We start from the raw sequence: 16,146 nt of genomic DNA, 5'->3' as shown, positions 1-16,146 counted from the left end.
TTACTCATTGTTTGTTCAAGAAAACATGTCCGCTTCGCAAAGCAGAAAGCAAAGCCCAGTCCGCTAACCGACTGGACTTTGCTTCTTTTTTAAAAACGCTCGTTTTGAGGTTTATTTGTTTTGCTCAACAAGATCTTCCACCGCTTTTTGCGCATCTGCCAACCCTTCAGCCGGTGTTTTGCTACCTAGCATGATTTGGTCGATCTGTTCATTGACAAGACTGCTGAAGTCAGGCGCTGTCAATGGCACAGGCGTGATCACCGTATTGGCAAAGTTTTCATCCGCCATTTGGTAGATCATTTGGCCGTTTTCATCTAGATTGTCGTTGTTGACCAAGTTTTCGTTGGCTGTCCGATTCGCCATGATATCAAAGCTCTTCTCACCAAATTTCTCTTGAACTTCTGGTGTCGACAAGTATTTGATAAACTCATAGGACGCTTCAGGATCTTTGGCACCGTATGGCACTTCTAGGACGAACCCGCCGCCCCATGACCAGTGACCAGAGCCGCTTTCTTTTTCAGGAATTTGAATGACCCCAAATTCAAAGTCATCTGGTGCATTTTCCGCCAAACTTGAGTAGTAGTTGATGTTTTGCGCACGCATCGCCACTAATCCAGAAATGAATGGATCGGCAACCCCTGAACCAAATTCAGCTTCTAAGCGATTGATGGTATCTTGACCATAATACTCTTGCCAGTCTAAGATCCATTCCAACGCTTCCACTTTGTTGTCTGTATCGATTTTGACGTTCTCGTCCTTGTCAAACCAGCTGACGCCATCGTCGGCATTCAACGCCCACACGTCAGCGCCTAAATTCCACAATGGGTAAAAGCCGATCCGCTCAAAGTCATCACCGTTTTTGACATCTAATTTCCGAGCAACTGTTTCTAACTCCTCCCACGTTTGTGGCAGTTGCTCTTCACTGATACCAGCCTCTTTAAAGAGTGTCTTATTGTAGAAAATCACTTGCGTATCTGTATTGAAAGGAACGGCATAGGCATCCCCTTCGTATTCCACTGTATCCCATAATTGCGGATAAAATTCATCAGAAAATCCCTCTTCGATATACTCGCTTAAATTCGTTGCTTGCTGCGCTTCTGCCCGCTGAGCAACAGAATTGATATCTTGTACAATAACATCAGGCGGATTGCCAGCAGTGATCGACGACAGTGATTTTGTCCAAATATCGCCCCAAGGCTGGTAGCTGTATTTGACCTCGATTTTATCTTGTGACGCATTAAAATCATCAATAATTTCTTCAATTACTTCTTGTCTTGCACCAGACCCCCAGAAGGACCAAAAGTCCAACGTCGTTTTGCCATCTGCTGACTCATTCCCCGAGGAATCAGCGGTTTCACTGTTGCCGCATCCTGCCGCTAGTACACCAACTGAAAAAAGCAAAGTCCCCATATAAAATAACTTTCTCATTTAACCTAACCTACTTTCATTTATTTTTAATGTACTATTTAAAAGCTATCACTACTTCTTCTTTTCAGCAAATAAAAAGCATCGTGATTCGAATAAAAAAATAACGTTTTTACCGTTTCTCGACAAGAAGAGCGTTTTCTTTGAAAATATAAAGAAAGTGGGGCATCATAGAAATAGCACCTATTTTTCAACTTCACGTCAGACCATTTGAAAAACGATGTTTATAGAAAGGGAGTAACTACATGCTAGTCATTGTCGATATGCAAAACCAAATTCTCGATGAAGAGAACGAAGCGTATGTGCCAGATGGCGCCGCTCTCGTCAAACGAATCGCCAAGCGCCTAGAACAAGCGCGGGTGAATGGGGAGTACATTTTACACACCCGCGACATTCCAATCGAAGTCAAAGGAACGCCTGATGAAGAAGCCGATGCCCTGCAGCTGATCCCAGAACTTAAGCCTCTCGAAAATGAAAAAGTCGTCAAGAAATACTATTACAGTATTCCACCTGAGGTCTTGATCGACATTAAGAAAAATCTATTTGAACCTGGAGAAGAAAAGAAAATCGAAATCACTGGTGTTGAAACCAACATCTGTGTCCTTTCCAATACCATCGAGATCCAAAGCGCCTTTCCTGACGCTGATTTTACTATCAATAAAACATTAGTCGCTGGTAAAAACCACGAGTCACAAGGACTCGACATCTTACGAGACTTCAATGTCGAAATCATTGATGGCACAAAACAAACCAATGACCAATAGGTAACGAAAGCTCCCTGTTCAAGGAACAGAGAGCTTTTTCAATTTGATTATTCATTTAATTCATTGAGCCATCTAATAGCTCGGTCGGAATTTCAATCCGAACCTCATTTTCAGTCTGACAGTTTGGACATACGAAGGTTCCTTCGATGGCTTCCTTCACTTCCCCGTAAGCATAATGAATAGCGATTTCATCTTCTGCCAATTCATTCGTTTCCAACGGTGGTACCATGGTTAATTGCCCCTCGCTGTCTTCTTGTAAATGAACGACCAGCTTCCCATCAAAGTTTTCATTGCAATTGGTGCAGGAAGCCTTTCCTCGAATCGTTAGATCCATGATCATCCCTCCTCATTTCTTGTCACTGGTTGATGCAGGTTCCGTTAGATACTCGTAACGCTTGCATGCTTCACTTTAATAGTGTCACGCTTTCACTTTTTTAGCAAATCATCTGTTTTTCTTTTTTAAACCATTGATGAAGAAAAAACAAATCAACCGTTTTGAGCGTTTTCGTTGTCAAATCCTTAAAATCCTTGCAGAATTAAATTATCTGTTACTAAAAAGTAAAAACGTGTTGTTGAAAAAATTAGTGATTGTCCGAACTTATCTGAACAAACAAGGAGGAAAAATGATGCAAGCAGTAACCTGGCAAGGAAATCAAAAAATGGACGTTCGACGTGTAGAAGATCCAACGATTTTAGAACCGACGGATGCGATCATCCGAATCACCGCAACCGCAATCTGCGGCTCTGATCTCCACCTTTACCACCATGGCGGCTCGGTCTTGGAAGAAGGCTATGTCGTTGGTCACGAACCAATGGGTATTGTTGAAGAAGTTGGCAGTCAAGTACAGAAACTAAAAAAAGGCGACCGTGTCGTCATCCCTTTCAATATCGGGTGCGGGCATTGCCACTTTTGTCAAAATGAAATGGAAAGTCAATGCGACAATTCTTCAGAAGATACATTGTATGGCGGCTTATTCGGTTTCGGAAAAATGAACGGTAACCACTGGGGCGGTCAAGCCGAATTCTTGCGCGTACCTTTCGCAGATTTCACCTCGTTTATCGTACCTGAATCAACGATCCCTGATGAAAAAGTATTGTTTTTATCTGACATCTTACCTACAGCGTATTGGAGCGTCCAAAACGCTGGCGTCAAAAAGGATGATACCGTGATCGTCTTAGGCTCAGGCCCAGTTGGGTTGTTTGCCCAAAAATTTGCCGTGATGGCAGGCGCTAAGCGGGTGATTGCCGTGGATCCTGTTGCTCATCGCTTAGAAAAAGCCAGCAGCTACAATCAAGTCGAAACATTCCAATTGGATGATTTGGCTACTAGTGCTGATGAACTGTATGAGCTGACCAAAGGTGGCGCTGATGTGATCATCGACTGTGTTGGGATGGATGGTTTAGAACCCGTCAAAGAAAAAGCCAAAAACCTAGTCAGCTTGCAAAGTGGAACGATCTCACCGATCCAGATGGCCGCCAAAGCAGTCAAAAAATTTGGTACCGTCCAAATCACTGGCGTTTACATGACACCAGCTTCTTCTTATCCATTGCAAGAATTCTTTATGCGCAACATCGATGTCAAACACGGGCAAGCACCTGTGATCCATTTGATGCCAAAAATTTATGATATGATTGCGGACGGCTTGTTTGACCCGTCACAGATCATCACCCACACGATGCCTTTAGCTGATGCTGCCAAAGCGTATGAGATTTTTGACAAAAAAGAAGACAAGAACATCAAAGTTGTCTTGAAACCTTAGCACAAATAAAGGAGCAGTGATGGCACCTATGCCAAAAATCAAACGGAGTGAACATCAATTCGATCCGGGAAAAGAAGAAGATGTGATCATCAAGGCAAGTCGCTTTCGCATCTATTTTCAAAATCGCTACATGTTGATCTCACTTACGAATGATATTTTGACGGGCTTGTTTTATATTTTCGGGAGTATCGTTTCATTAACTAGTTTGCCTGCGATATACGGAACGATCGCCTATTTGATCGGCGGTGTCTTTTTGACCATTCGCCCGCTGATTAAAATCGTTCGCCATGTCTATATCTATAATGAGCGCAATCAAGAAGGCGAGAAAGAAAAAGATGTCACCATCACCGACGATGAACGTTGATGGGACGACAACTAGAGAGGAGTTTCCTATGTTAAAAACATTTGATGGGATCGCACTGACCTTATTGATCATCGGCGGTATCAATTGGCTGCTGGTCGGCGCCTTCGAGTTTGACCTTGTCGCAGCGATCACCGGCGGCAGCACGTCGATCATTGCCCGCGTCATTTATATTCTAGTTGGGATCAGCGCATTGTATAGCCTGAAATTCTTTCCAGCTATCGCCCGGCAACAAACCCTCGACTAAATGAAAATAAAACCTGCATCTGCGGTGTCCTGACCCTAAAAAGTTAGATTTTTGGTCTAACTTTTTGAGGTCGCATCGGTGGATGCAGTTTTTCTGTCTACAATCATTGAAAAAAAACACCAGTTGTACTACTCTTGTATTTAACCTGCTATTTTCGAAAAAACAAAAAGGACGTGACTCATGACCCCACCTACTAGACCCTCGCTGATACGTCGGATACTCGGCTGGATGCTTTTGCTATTGATTTTCTTATTTATTTTAAGTATTATTGGCGGAATCATTGTTTTAAATAACCTCACCATCGCGGAAAATTGGTTTGGTCTGAATGAATACCAAGTCGTTGAAACCAGGCATCAGATCATTCGTTTGTTCCCCTATTTTTGGGTAGCAGGGATCCTGCTGGTCTTTTTGATCGGTCTGATCATCGGCATCAAGAAACGCAAAAAATCGCCATTCTATTGGTTATTCTCATTGCTCTTGCTGCCAGTGATTCTCTTTTGTATTGGCGTAGTTTCCACCTTTTTACCTGTAGACCGCCAACTCTTTCGAGAAGAAGCCAGTGCCAAAGAAATTATGGCTGCGCTGCCGAATCAATCCTCACTCAAGGACAAAGAGCTGCAACTGGTCAGCTATAGTTTTCACATCCGCAATGTCCCGCTGAAAAGCGGCATTTATGCAGTTGCGCGAGTGATCAATCCAAACACAGGCCTGCAAGACGAGTATTGGTATTACCCAGAAAATCTGTTGACCAAATGGAAAAAAGACGACGATACGATCGAGCTTTCGATGGAAGATACCATTGCCTTTGATGCCATCGACTGGGGCGTCATTCCCAAGATCATTAAGGATTCTGAGGCACGAGCAGCTCAGCTGGATCACTATGTCCCTGGCGTCAGCATCGTCATTTTAAACGGCTTCCAAGGCGAATGGACTTGGACCGTTGGTTTAAATGGGATTCGTAATCGCACCGAGATCAATTATGTTTATGATCTCAAAGGAAATTATCAATCCGAATGGCAATAAAACAAGCGGCACCTATCCACGTGGATAGGTGCCGCTTTTGCTTTTATCGGTTTACTGATCCAAGTCTTTGACACACCGAAACCCTAAATTATTGGCTGCCGACATCCCAGAATTACCATTTCTAGCGGCAATTCGGTATCGTTTGCAATAGGATTCGTGGCACAAAAACGAACCGCCGCGAGTCGCATACATTTGATCATCTTGTGTTTGATTCCTTGCCCACAAGGTTTGTCCCGTCTGTTGTTGAAACTGCGTCAGCGGGATGCGGGCAGGATTGACGCACCATTCCCAGACGTTGCCGATCATTTGATACAGACCAAAGCCGTTGGACTCATACCATTTCGCTGGCGCTGTATTGGCAAAGCCATCTGCTTGCGTGTTGCTTTTTGGAAACTCACCTTGCCAAATATTGCAATGATAGGTATTTTCTGCCAAAAATTCCCTTCCCCAAGGATATTTTTCAAAACTTGTCCCGCCTTTTGCAGCGATCTCCCACTCTGCTTCTGTCGGGAGGCGTTTGTTTGCCCAGTGGCAATAGGCGATCGCATCGTTGCGAGACACCTGAACCACTGGGTGATCCATCCGCTGGGCAATCGTTGAATCAGGTCCTTCAGGATGATGCCAATCTGCGCCGCTAACCGCGTACCACCAAGCCATATTTGGTACCTTTTGACTGCGGTGTTTCGTTTGCTCACTTAAAAAATAGTGAAAAACGAACGACCAGCCAAAGCGCTCGGCTTCTGTGACATATCCTGTTGTTTCCACAAAAACTTGGAAAGCTTGGTTCGTCACCGTCGTGGCATCAATGGCAAATGCTGGGCTGTCGAGGCTGATTTGCGGTCCCTCAAGATCCTCGGCAAAGCCGTCCATCGTATTCGTGCCGATTCGATAAGTTCCTGCTGGAATCGTGGGCATCTGCTTGCCTCCTTTTTACAATAATTGATAGCCATTGTACAGATTGATCAGTAACACCAGCACGATCACAGTTTGAAATACCAGTGTCACTCGCTGCGGTGACAGAACGTTGCTGGCCTTGGCGCCTAAGAGTCCTCCCACGATCGCGGCTGGAATAACAAACCACAAAATTTGCAGATCATACGCACCAAAACCTGTCGTAAAAGCGATCGTCAAAATTTTTGCCAGCTGTGAGAAAAAAATCGTACAAATTGAATAAATCGTCGCCTCTTTGATCGGCATGGCAAACAGCAGCATCAATAAAGAAACATTGATGGGTCCGCCGCCGATCCCCAGCAAACTGGCTAGAAAGCCGAGAATCAAGCCACAAGCTGCATACCAGCCAACTTTTTCCAGCGCAAACCCGCGCCAGTTATATTTTGTATACAAAAAAGCAAACAATAGCGTTAGCACGGTCACAAGGATTTGGATCAGCTGAACCATCTTGTCGTCACGAAAGACCAGCAATAGCTGTTCAAAGGCAACATTGCCTAAAACACCGCCTAACACAGCGCCGCCAGAAACCCACAAGGCAATCGACCAATTGATTTTCCGTCCACTGGCTAATTGTCTAGCTGTCGAAACGATGGACATCGTGAAGACCGCTGTCGCCGAGTAAAAAGAGATCGCAGCAACAGAATGGGCGCCGATAAAATCGAAAATCGGTTTGATCAGCACGCCGCCTCCCATGCCCGAAACTGCCCCTACGGCATTTGCTAAGACGATCACGAGAAAATAAATCAGTCCGATCATTGTCTCACCCCTTGCAAAAGCCCCAGTATCTCATTGATTCTAGGTGTAAAGTCTTTTAACAGCTCCTGATAGCCGCAAAAACCCTCACTATCCACGTACATTGCATCTTTCATTCGCTTACAGCCTCCTCGGCACATTTTTTGGAAAGGACATTGCGTACACTTCGAAGGCATGTCTTTTTTCTGGCACAAAAACTGCTGCGAACAGTCTTGAGAAAACAATTCCCGCAACGTTTGCTCTTGGATATAGCCCATGCGAAACTCATCTAATACATAGAAGTCACAAGGATAGACACTGCCGTCGGCTTCGATCACATACTGCACTTGGCAATTGCCTAGAATCCCGCAGGCAGTTACTTGCTGCCGCACCAATAGATTCAATAAGTCATCGAACAGCTTGATACTTAGGTAGTGCCCTTGCGTCAATTCCTGCAGCCAAAACGCCAACAGCTGCTGATAAAAGCCAGCAAAGCTTTTTGGTGTCAAGGCATAGTCGTTGGTTGATGTGGCATCCAAATCAGCCAAACAAGGAATGAACTGCACAAATGCAATCTGCTCTTCCTTGAGAAAATCAAACACACGCTGGGCTTCCTTTGCTAACGGATTTGTCAACACGCACAAGACATTGTACTCGATCTGATAGGCATCCAATAACCGCTTGGTCTGTATAACCCGCGCAAAGGTTCCCCGCCCTTTGGCGTCTAATCGATGCCGATCGTGCGCAAGCGGATGCCCATCGATCGACAGCCCGACTAAAAAGCGATGCTCTTTCAAAAAACGACACCACTTGTCATTGATCACCATGCCGTTGGTCTGGATCGCATAGTGTACTGTCACTTGCTTTTTTTGCGCCGCAACATAAGCCGTTAGTTTTCTAAAATAACTCAGCCCCGCCATCGTCGGCTCTCCGCCTTGAAATGCCAACGTCAAATGATCGCCAGCTTCTAAGTCTGCATAAATGTTTGCAATCATCTTTTCCATTACATCCTCTTTCATTTTGCCAAAGGAACGCACTTCACGCAAGGAACTGACGTTAGCATAAAAGCAATAGGTGCAGCGCAGATTGCAAAGAGAGGATGCTGGCTTGATCAATACGGAGATGTGTTTCATGTGGAGGCCTCGATTCTTTTTTTACTTATTTAGCGTTTGTCCCGTTTCATCGGAACAAAATCAGTCGTTTCCATATAAAAACGAGTAACGCGTTGCTTCATTTTCTCGACAATTTCGGCGTATTCTTTTTCTAGTGCCAAGTTTTTGATTTCCATTGGGTCTTTTTCCAAATCATATAATTCGTCATGCTCATAAAGACGCATCACATATTTATAGTTTCCCATCTTGCACATAACTGCTTTTGTATGTTCCGGACCTTCGCTATACTGTGTCGCAAGCCGCGGCCAATACGGAGATTTCGGTCCATGCCCCAGCTCCATCGCTTGTGTCTCGCCATGAATGCGTCCGCCTTCGCAAAAAACAGCATCTTTGTGCTCTTCGGCTCCTTTGATCACAGGAACCAAGGATTTTCCAAATTGTGTATAGGAAAGATCAAACTCAGCCAGTTCGGCGATCGTTGCTGGTAAATCTAGCAGTTCCGCTTGTGCTTTGGTGATTCGCGGCACACTTTCAATCGTTTTAGCAGGTTTGATGACCAATGGGACATTCGTGATCGGCTCTTCAAAACAGTTTTGGACTTTTTCAGTGATCGTGTAGTCACCAGTATAGTCTCCATGGTCACTGAAAACAATGAGGTTTGTTTCATCATAAAAGCCTGTTTCACGCAGCTTCTCTTTGATCATGCCCAGTTGATGATCAAAACGCGAAACCATTGCTAAATAGGTAGCTCGTAATTCATCAAAACGCTCTTCTGTCCAACCGTTCAAATTCTGTTTCTCATTGATGCCATACAGCATTGAGGCTTTGTTAGGAATATCTTTGATATTCGGCCGGCGTTTCGGCAGTTTCTGACGATCAATACTCGAATACCATGGATCTTCGCAAGCATAGGGTGGATGTGGGAATGAGATCGTACAATAAATGAAAAATGGTTTGTCTGTCTTTTCCTGACTGCGGCGTTCAAGATAGTCCAACGCCTTTTTCACACAATTCCAGTCCGTTTTGCCATAGCCCTCACTGTCTGGTAATTTTCCCATATAAAATGAATAATACGTATCTCCTGAAAGCATCTGGTCGTACAGCTGTTTACTGGCTTCGTTCATATCAGCAGAATGATTGACTTCACTGTTTTGAGCATCCCGAGTGTTTTCGTCTACTACACCGTCATAATATTCATCACAATAGTCTGTTTTTGGTTTATCCCCTGGAACCACATCATTTCTGCCGATCCAGATGACTTCATAGCCTTGATTCTTCATTTCTTTCAAAATATTGGGTTCATCTTCTCTTTGCAAATAGTGCATCGTTCGATGCCCATTGACATGTGGATAAAAACCCGTCAGAAAACTATTTCTAGAAGGCACACAGACAGGGTTTTGGCAGTAGGCATTTTCAAATGAAACCCCTTCTTCTGCCAGTTCATCAAAGTTAGGGGTGATTGATGCGGGATTCCCCATATGTGCGAGTGCGTCATTTCTCATCTGATCTGCTACGAATAAAAAGATATTTTTTTTCAACTTGTCTTTCCTCCTAACCGATGACCGTTAATAAGGTATCTTGTTTTTCAACATCTTGTTTGTCTGTTTCAACAATATCTAGGTAATCCGCCGTGTTTGAAATAATAATCGGTGTCACGATGGAATAGCCTTCTTTTTCCAATGCGTCTTTATCAAAACTCAAAAGTAATTGTCCCTTCGTTACTGAGTCTCCTTGGGCAACGGCTGGCTGGAAATACTGTCCTTTCAAATTCACTGTATCCATCCCAACATGAATCAGAACTTCAACACCATCTGCGGTCGTGATTCCCACAGCATGATTTGTCGGAAAAAGTGTTGAAACAATTCCATCTGCTGGTGCGTAGACCTTTCCTTCTGACGGAATGACAGCTAATCCTTTCCCTAACAATCCACTGGAAAACGCTTCGTCTTTTACTTCTTTTAGTGGGATGATCGTTCCTCTAACTGGTGTTGCTAAATCATAGAGAACAGTTTGTCCAAGTTCATGATTCAGTGTCGATGGCTCCACGTTTTTTTCCTTGGTGCCTTCACTAGCTGGTTCGTCATCACTTTTAGGATTATAAGCATAAAAGAACGTGATCAAAAATCCTAATCCAAAGGCAACGGCACTAGCTAAGGCAAACCCGATAAAGCTGTTATCAATACCATTTTCTGGGTGAATAAATCGTGGTAAAGCGAAAATACCTGTCCCACCATTGATATAGACTCTCGTTTTGAACAATCCCATGATTCCTCCTGCAACAGCGACTGCGATGGAGGTAGTATAAAATGCTTTTTTCCTTGGTAAGGTTACCCCATACAGTGCCGGCTCCGTGATACCAAAGATTGCCGAAAGAAAAGCAGGGAAGGCAATTTCTTTTAATTTTTTGTTTCTAGTTTTCAAAAAGATTGCGAGGGTGACTCCCGCCATCGCCACGGGTGTTGCCAGACCAGCCATCATCACGACATCGTACCCTAGTGTGGCATAGTTGTTCAAAGCGATCGGCACAAAGCCCCAATGCAGGCCAAACATAATGAAGACTTGCCAAAATCCACCAATAACAATACCCGCGATAATCGGACTAAACTCGTAAGCAGCTGACAACGCTTGCCCTAATAATAATCCTGCCCAAGTAGTAATCGGTCCAACGATTAGAAAGACTAATGGAACTGTGATGATCAAGGTCAGAAAAGAAACAAAGAAACTCCGCACTGCTCGTGGAATCAATAAAGAAAAGAAAGCTTCTAGTTTTGATGCCAAATAAGTAGCTGCAATAATCGGAATCACGCTTGAAGTATAGCTCATCAATATAACAGGGATTCCAAGAAAAGTAATATAGATTGGAGATTCTAAGACAGAACCTGCAAATAAGGTATACATCGCTTCGCTTCCGCCATTTGCTGCTACGATCGTCGGATAAACTAATGCTGCCCCGATCGCCATTCCGATAAAGGGTTTACCCCCAAATTTTTTCGAAGCAGTGTACCCTAGAAAGAGTGGGAAGAAATAAAACAATCCATCCCCTGTCGCATTTAAAATCAAATACGTCCCTGATGCTTTATCCAGCACTTCAAACGTTGTCAATAAAGCAAGTAACCCTTTGATCATCCCTGCTGCCATCAAGACATTGATGATCGGCGTAAAAATACCAGCGACAATATCGATAAATCGGTTTAAAATCCCTTTTGGTTCTTCCTCTTGTCCAGAAGTTTCTTCCGTATTCATATCGATCATGTCCGTAAATTCTTTATAAACTTCTGCTACGTGATTTCCGATAACTACTTGATATTGTCCCCCACTTTGGACGACGGTGACAACCCCCGGCAAATTTTTGATCGTTTGGGTCTGGGCTTTTGATTCATCTTTAAGTTTAAACCGAAGACGGGTAATACAATGCGTCAATCCAGCAATGTTTTCTTTTCCGCCGATATTCTTTAAAATTTGTTCATTCAATTCTTGGTATTGCATCTCATTCATTCCTTTCTCTACTATAAAACCAATAAAAAAGGCAAGACCAAACAACACTACATTTCTTGTAGCCTTGTCAAGTCTTGCCTGCTTTACCAGTAACACCTTGAATTATTGATCGATCAATTTTTGTACATGAAGCGTTAAATACAATTGTTCATCGTCATATAATGTTTTATTTAAATATTCGCCAATCAAACGGGTGGTTTCATAGGCTTTAGGATATTTATCAATCACGTGGACTAACAGAGGATTCCCGACGCCTTCAACGATTTCCTTGTTTTCAATCCGTTTAAAAAAGAATCTCAAATGGGTGACGAAGCGATCGAAAGCTAAACTATTCTCATCAATGTGCACACGATTGTGAATACGAATAAGTGAAATAATGTCTTTGATTTTTTGTGTCAACAATTCGATATCTTCCATCTTCTCTGAATCGTCATTGATTTGCGCATTAATAAAATGCATGGCGATATTACTGATCTCTGCCTCATTTAGGGAGAATTGCGTTTTGCTTTCAATCAATCGAACCGCATGCTCTCCTACTGCATACTCGTTGGGATAGAAACGCTTGATTTCCCAGGTCAAGCGATTGTTAATGCTGATCCCTTCTTCTTTCAAGCGAATCAAATTATAGATGTGATCCGTCAAAGAGATGTAAATGGAATCACTTAATTGGTAGGAAATGACTTGCTTTCCATAACGGATAATATCATCCGCAAGAGACGCATATTGGATTGGAATGTTCTCTAGCAATTCCATCAAACGATCAGAGGATTTCTTATGAAGCACAAACACTTTTTCAATTTTTGATTCATCGGCGGTTTGTCCTGGTTTCATTTTGAAGCCAAGGCCGGTACCGATCCAGATAAAATCTTTGCCATCTTGTCCGACCAAAACTGCATTGTTGTTTAAGATTTTTTTGATCTTCAAGACGCTTCTCACCTCCTTAAAATGAAAAAAGGCGATACCTTAATACATGTGTAGGATCCATACACACGTAAAAAGGTATAGCCTGCATTATCAGTAACTACCCATTTGATTGCCTTTACTATACTATTTTTCTAGAAACGTTGCAAGCGTTTTATTGATTTTTCTTTTTTTGCTTCGTTTCAAATAGACACGGATCAGCCTTTCTCCAAACTGCTCACTGATCCAGCAACCGGCTTTGCCCTTCGATTTTTTGGATCTCCGTAATGTCTTGCGTGACTTCTAGACAACCTAAATAGATGCCTGCTTCATTTTTTAATGCAAAGTAGCGAATATAGATTTTACGGCCCCGCATATCGATCCAAAATTCAGCTGTCTCCCTTGTACCCGCTCGAAAATCATCCAAAATCTGTTGCACGAGATGCATGCTTTTCGGTGGATGGCAGTTGACGACTTCACGACCTAAAACCGAATTCGTTCGTGGAAAGACGCGACTCTTGCCTTCTGAATAAAAGCGCACCCGCTCTTCACTATCTACAAAGGTCAAGTCCACTGGCAGCGTTTGAAAAATGGCCACCAATTGCTCAAATTGCAGATTACCAGTAGGCAATGAAACGGTCGGCTGTTCAGCAATTTGCGGCGAATCTTCCGATTCTGTGACTTGAAAGTCATTGAATCCTAAACCGGCTGCGATGCCAGCGGTTGTTTCTTGGGCTTGTTTGATCGCCGCTTGCCGTGCGGGTTCTGCCGCCTGTTCCTTTTCAAGGGCTTCTTGGCTCGGTTTCCAAGGAAGCGGTTCTGGGATAAAGGCAAAGCCGATGTCAAAACTGTCAGTCGCAATTTGTTCCCAATCTTTAAGACTGAAGACATCCAGCGTCATGGGCACCATGATTTCTTCTTCTTTGAAAATCATCTCTTCGATCTCGTTTTTGACTGCTTCCCATTGGACAGCAATTGGATTATAGGCAGCTTTTTCGGATGCCAAAAGCTCATTGAGCGCTTTGATCATAACCCGAATATCATCATCAACACCCCACATCACTTTTGGCGGCGCAGTGATGCCGTACTTCTCCATGTAAGAAAAAATCAACGTTTCTTTTCGCGCATAGTGTTTGTCGATCTGCATTAAATCATTGCAGGCAGCTTGTAGACGCTTTTTAGGCGTCCAATCACCGGTTTTGATTTTGGCTAAGAGGCTGTCGATCTCATCGGTCAACAGGGATTGCAGGACTTGGTTCTCCAATCTCAGGGTATGCACAGGATGGCCTGGTTGCCCATATTCTTCATTGGAGTGATGGATCTCATTGATCGATCCTTTAAAAACAGCAGCATGAATATTGCACAAACGCTGAATCTCAGAAGGGTCCAACCCCGTTTGGATCAAAGCTTTTTCAGCAGCAGTAATCTCCGTCACATCCACACCATCAAATTCTTCGTTAAACAAGCGTTTAGCTTCTTCAAAGGAACCGCCTTGGTGAAGCAAACTCAGTATTTCGACGATCCGTTCTTGTCTTTGACTGTTGGTTTTCATTTCGTCGCTCCTTTCACAAGAAACCCTTGTTTTTCGAAAGCGAGACAAACCATTTCCAAGGGGATCTTCTTCATCTGAGCACCTTTGGGTATCGTCATATAACGTCCAGCAGTTTGCAGCATCCCTGGTTGATTGATCGCCGTAAACCCTAGTTGACTCATGATTTCTTGTATTTCAGGATATTGTGCCACAAGTTCATAGAGCGTTTTTGACAGATCGATTTCTTTCATAGTAAGGTCTTCCTTTCGATGAGAATGATTCTCAATAAGATATCCTTAGTATAAATCATTTTGTTCAAAAATACACGAACTGCCGCAAACATTTATCAATCGATCATTCTTTTCTAAGATTGTCGGTAACGGCACACCACTTTTTCCAACCAATCGATACTGGCAAAAAGCAGATAGCCCATCAAAGCAATCAGGAGGATACCCGAGAGCATTTGTGGGTAGTCCATTTTTGACCACGCACTTAAGATCAGATAGCCGACACCATACGTCGTGTTATAGTTTTCGGCAAAAAAGAGGGAAGCCAACGCGATCCCGATACTGACCCGCACACTGGCAAAAAGCGCGGGCATGAGCGCGGGCAAAATAACGAAGCGCAAGACATGGCGCCATTGATTGGTATAATTTTTCATGACCTGAAAATACGCTGGTGGGATCTTCGTGACTGCATCACGAATCGAGACGATCACTTGAATGACGATCACCGCAAAAATCAAGAGAATTTTTGAGAGATTGCCTAAGCCAAAGAAAATCATAAAGACGGGTAAAAACGCAACTTTAGGAATCGGATATAAAAAGTAAAGCAGTGGACCAAGCAGCCGATCCACTCTTTGGGATCGCCCAATCAAGATTCCTAACGGCACCCCGACTAGCAACGCCCCACTCAACGCCGCAAATACCCGCAGCAAACTGGCACATGCGTGGATCAGTAAGACTTCTCGCAGTGCCCAAAAACGTTCGGCCGTTTCTAAAGGATTAGGCAGTGAGCGATTGTTGGTCACCCAGCTTACGCCCCACCAAACCACGACAAACGAACAGAAGCCCCAAGCAAAAGATTTGATGGGTTTCATTGCCTCGCCTCCCTCATTTGTTCTTTTAACTGCAAGACGACTTCATAAAAAGCCAACGAGTCTCGTTCCTGCTGGCTGCCGTAAAATGGATTACTGATCGGCGTAGCGCCCTGATCTTTTAGCAGCAAAATTGTCTGCCCCAAAAACACTGCCTCTTCTGGATCGTGGGTCACCACAATCAAGCTGTTTTGTCTGCGCTGCTGTTGGGCAGCGATCATGGCTTGGGCGTTTGCTTTGGTTTCTTGGTCCAGCGAAGCAGTCGGCTCATCCAATAATAAAACATCGGGCTGTGTGATCAGTCCCCGCCCCATGGCGGTCCGCTGTTTTTGACCGCCGCTAAGCTGATGCGGATAGCGGTCCTGCACCTGCGTCAATCCCAACTCAGCCAAACAGCTGGCGACCCGTTTTTTACGACTCTCACTAGGGATTTGGTTGATGAGTAGCGGCATTTCCAGTGCTTGGTAGACTGTTTGCCAAGGAAACAAATGCAGTTCTTGGAAAACGACCTCGATGTTGTCAGGGGAACAGCCTTGATAAGTGATCGTGCCCGATTGCGGTCGCTGCAACCCTTTGATCAAGGATAAAAGCGTGCTTTTGCCAATGCCCGATTCTCCCAGCAGCACATAGGTCGCGCTTTGTTCAAAACAAAACGAAAGGTTTTTAAAAATGGCGGTATCTCCATAGGTAAAGGAAACGGAATCGAATAGAATACTCATCAGAGAATAAACTTCTTTCTTCAAATTATT

17 protein-coding genes are annotated in these 16,146 nt (G+C 43.8%); 5 read left to right on the top strand and 12 right to left on the bottom strand.

Annotated features, from left to right (window positions below; translation table 11 throughout):
- Positions 1–111: 111 nt before the first annotated feature.
- Positions 112–1,428 (bottom strand): ABC transporter substrate-binding protein, encoded by a 1,317-nt coding sequence (locus IGJ44_RS05165; RefSeq protein ID WP_008379010.1) that lies wholly within the window; start codon positions 1,426–1,428, stop codon positions 112–114.
- Between the two features lie 242 nt (positions 1,429–1,670).
- On the opposite strand from IGJ44_RS05165, the gene IGJ44_RS05160 reads away from it, so the two are divergent.
- Entirely contained in the window at positions 1,671–2,189 is a 519-nt protein-coding gene (locus IGJ44_RS05160; RefSeq protein WP_074534995.1) for an isochorismatase family cysteine hydrolase, read from the top strand.
- Positions 2,190–2,244: 55 nt separating this feature from the next.
- Here the strand turns inward: IGJ44_RS05160 and IGJ44_RS05155 are convergent, their stop codons facing one another.
- On the bottom strand, positions 2,245–2,529 hold the full coding sequence (locus IGJ44_RS05155) for a hypothetical protein (RefSeq protein WP_026008050.1): 285 nt from the start codon (positions 2,527–2,529) through the stop codon (positions 2,245–2,247).
- 286 nt (positions 2,530–2,815) lie between these two features.
- Here IGJ44_RS05155 and IGJ44_RS05150 point away from each other — a divergent pair, with 286 nt between their 5' ends.
- From IGJ44_RS05150 to IGJ44_RS05135, 4 genes are all read left to right on the top strand, one after another.
- Positions 2,816–3,949, top strand: coding sequence for an alcohol dehydrogenase catalytic domain-containing protein (locus IGJ44_RS05150; protein ID WP_074534994.1), 1,134 nt, complete (start codon positions 2,816–2,818; stop codon positions 3,947–3,949).
- 19 nt (positions 3,950–3,968) lie between these two features.
- Positions 3,969–4,313, top strand: coding sequence for a YrhK family protein (locus IGJ44_RS05145; RefSeq protein WP_015509287.1), 345 nt, complete (start codon positions 3,969–3,971; stop codon positions 4,311–4,313).
- 28 nt (positions 4,314–4,341) lie between these two features.
- Positions 4,342–4,557: a DUF378 domain-containing protein gene (locus tag IGJ44_RS05140; RefSeq protein WP_008379021.1), complete on the top strand. Its 216-nt coding sequence runs from the start codon at positions 4,342–4,344 to the stop codon at positions 4,555–4,557.
- Between the two features lie 180 nt (positions 4,558–4,737).
- Complete coding sequence (locus IGJ44_RS05135; protein WP_074534993.1) at positions 4,738–5,580, top strand: hypothetical protein; 843 nt, start codon at positions 4,738–4,740, stop codon at positions 5,578–5,580.
- Positions 5,581–5,631: 51 nt separating this feature from the next.
- On the opposite strand, the gene IGJ44_RS05130 is transcribed toward IGJ44_RS05135, so the two are convergent.
- The 10 genes from IGJ44_RS05130 to IGJ44_RS05085 all read right to left on the bottom strand — a co-directional run bounded on the left by IGJ44_RS05130 (position 5,632) and on the right by IGJ44_RS05085 (position 16,116).
- Positions 5,632–6,495 (bottom strand): formylglycine-generating enzyme family protein, encoded by an 864-nt coding sequence (locus IGJ44_RS05130; RefSeq protein WP_074534992.1) that lies wholly within the window; start codon positions 6,493–6,495, stop codon positions 5,632–5,634.
- 15 nt (positions 6,496–6,510) lie between these two features.
- On the bottom strand, positions 6,511–7,287 hold the full coding sequence (locus tag IGJ44_RS05125) for a sulfite exporter TauE/SafE family protein (RefSeq protein ID WP_074534991.1): 777 nt from the start codon (positions 7,285–7,287) through the stop codon (positions 6,511–6,513).
- Positions 7,284–8,396: a radical SAM/SPASM domain-containing protein gene (locus IGJ44_RS05120; RefSeq protein ID WP_159160291.1), complete on the bottom strand. Its 1,113-nt coding sequence runs from the start codon at positions 8,394–8,396 to the stop codon at positions 7,284–7,286. Before IGJ44_RS05120 ends, IGJ44_RS05125 begins: the two co-directional genes overlap by 4 nt.
- A 29-nt stretch (positions 8,397–8,425) precedes the next feature.
- Positions 8,426–9,913: a sulfatase-like hydrolase/transferase gene (locus tag IGJ44_RS05115; protein WP_074534989.1), complete on the bottom strand. Its 1,488-nt coding sequence runs from the start codon at positions 9,911–9,913 to the stop codon at positions 8,426–8,428.
- 13 nt (positions 9,914–9,926) lie between these two features.
- A complete protein-coding gene (locus tag IGJ44_RS05110; RefSeq protein ID WP_167823062.1) occupies positions 9,927–11,861 on the bottom strand; it encodes a beta-glucoside-specific PTS transporter subunit IIABC in 1,935 nt (644 codons plus the stop codon).
- 111 nt (positions 11,862–11,972) lie between these two features.
- A complete protein-coding gene (locus IGJ44_RS05105) occupies positions 11,973–12,794 on the bottom strand; it encodes a PRD domain-containing protein (RefSeq protein ID WP_010747748.1) in 822 nt (273 codons plus the stop codon).
- A gap of 214 nt (positions 12,795–13,008) precedes the next feature.
- Positions 13,009–14,322, bottom strand: a complete 1,314-nt coding sequence (locus IGJ44_RS05100) for a DUF438 domain-containing protein (RefSeq protein ID WP_167822970.1) — start codon at positions 14,320–14,322, stop codon at positions 13,009–13,011.
- Entirely contained in the window at positions 14,319–14,552 is a 234-nt protein-coding gene (locus IGJ44_RS05095) for a DUF1858 domain-containing protein (protein ID WP_010747746.1), read from the bottom strand. The genes IGJ44_RS05100 and IGJ44_RS05095 overlap by 4 nt, the downstream gene beginning before the upstream one ends.
- 113 nt (positions 14,553–14,665) lie before the next feature.
- Positions 14,666–15,400, bottom strand: a complete 735-nt coding sequence (locus IGJ44_RS05090; RefSeq protein ID WP_074534986.1) for an ABC transporter permease — start codon at positions 15,398–15,400, stop codon at positions 14,666–14,668.
- A complete protein-coding gene (locus tag IGJ44_RS05085; RefSeq protein WP_205821230.1) occupies positions 15,397–16,116 on the bottom strand; it encodes an ABC transporter ATP-binding protein in 720 nt (239 codons plus the stop codon). The genes IGJ44_RS05090 and IGJ44_RS05085 overlap by 4 nt, the downstream gene beginning before the upstream one ends.
- Positions 16,117–16,146 lie beyond the last annotated feature (30 nt).

The sequence above is a fragment of the Enterococcus sp. DIV1368d genome, assembly GCF_050542975.1.
In the GTDB taxonomy this organism is placed as follows: domain Bacteria; phylum Bacillota; class Bacilli; order Lactobacillales; family Enterococcaceae; genus Enterococcus_D; species Enterococcus_D casseliflavus.
This window is presented reverse-complemented; position numbering and strand designations above follow the sequence as displayed.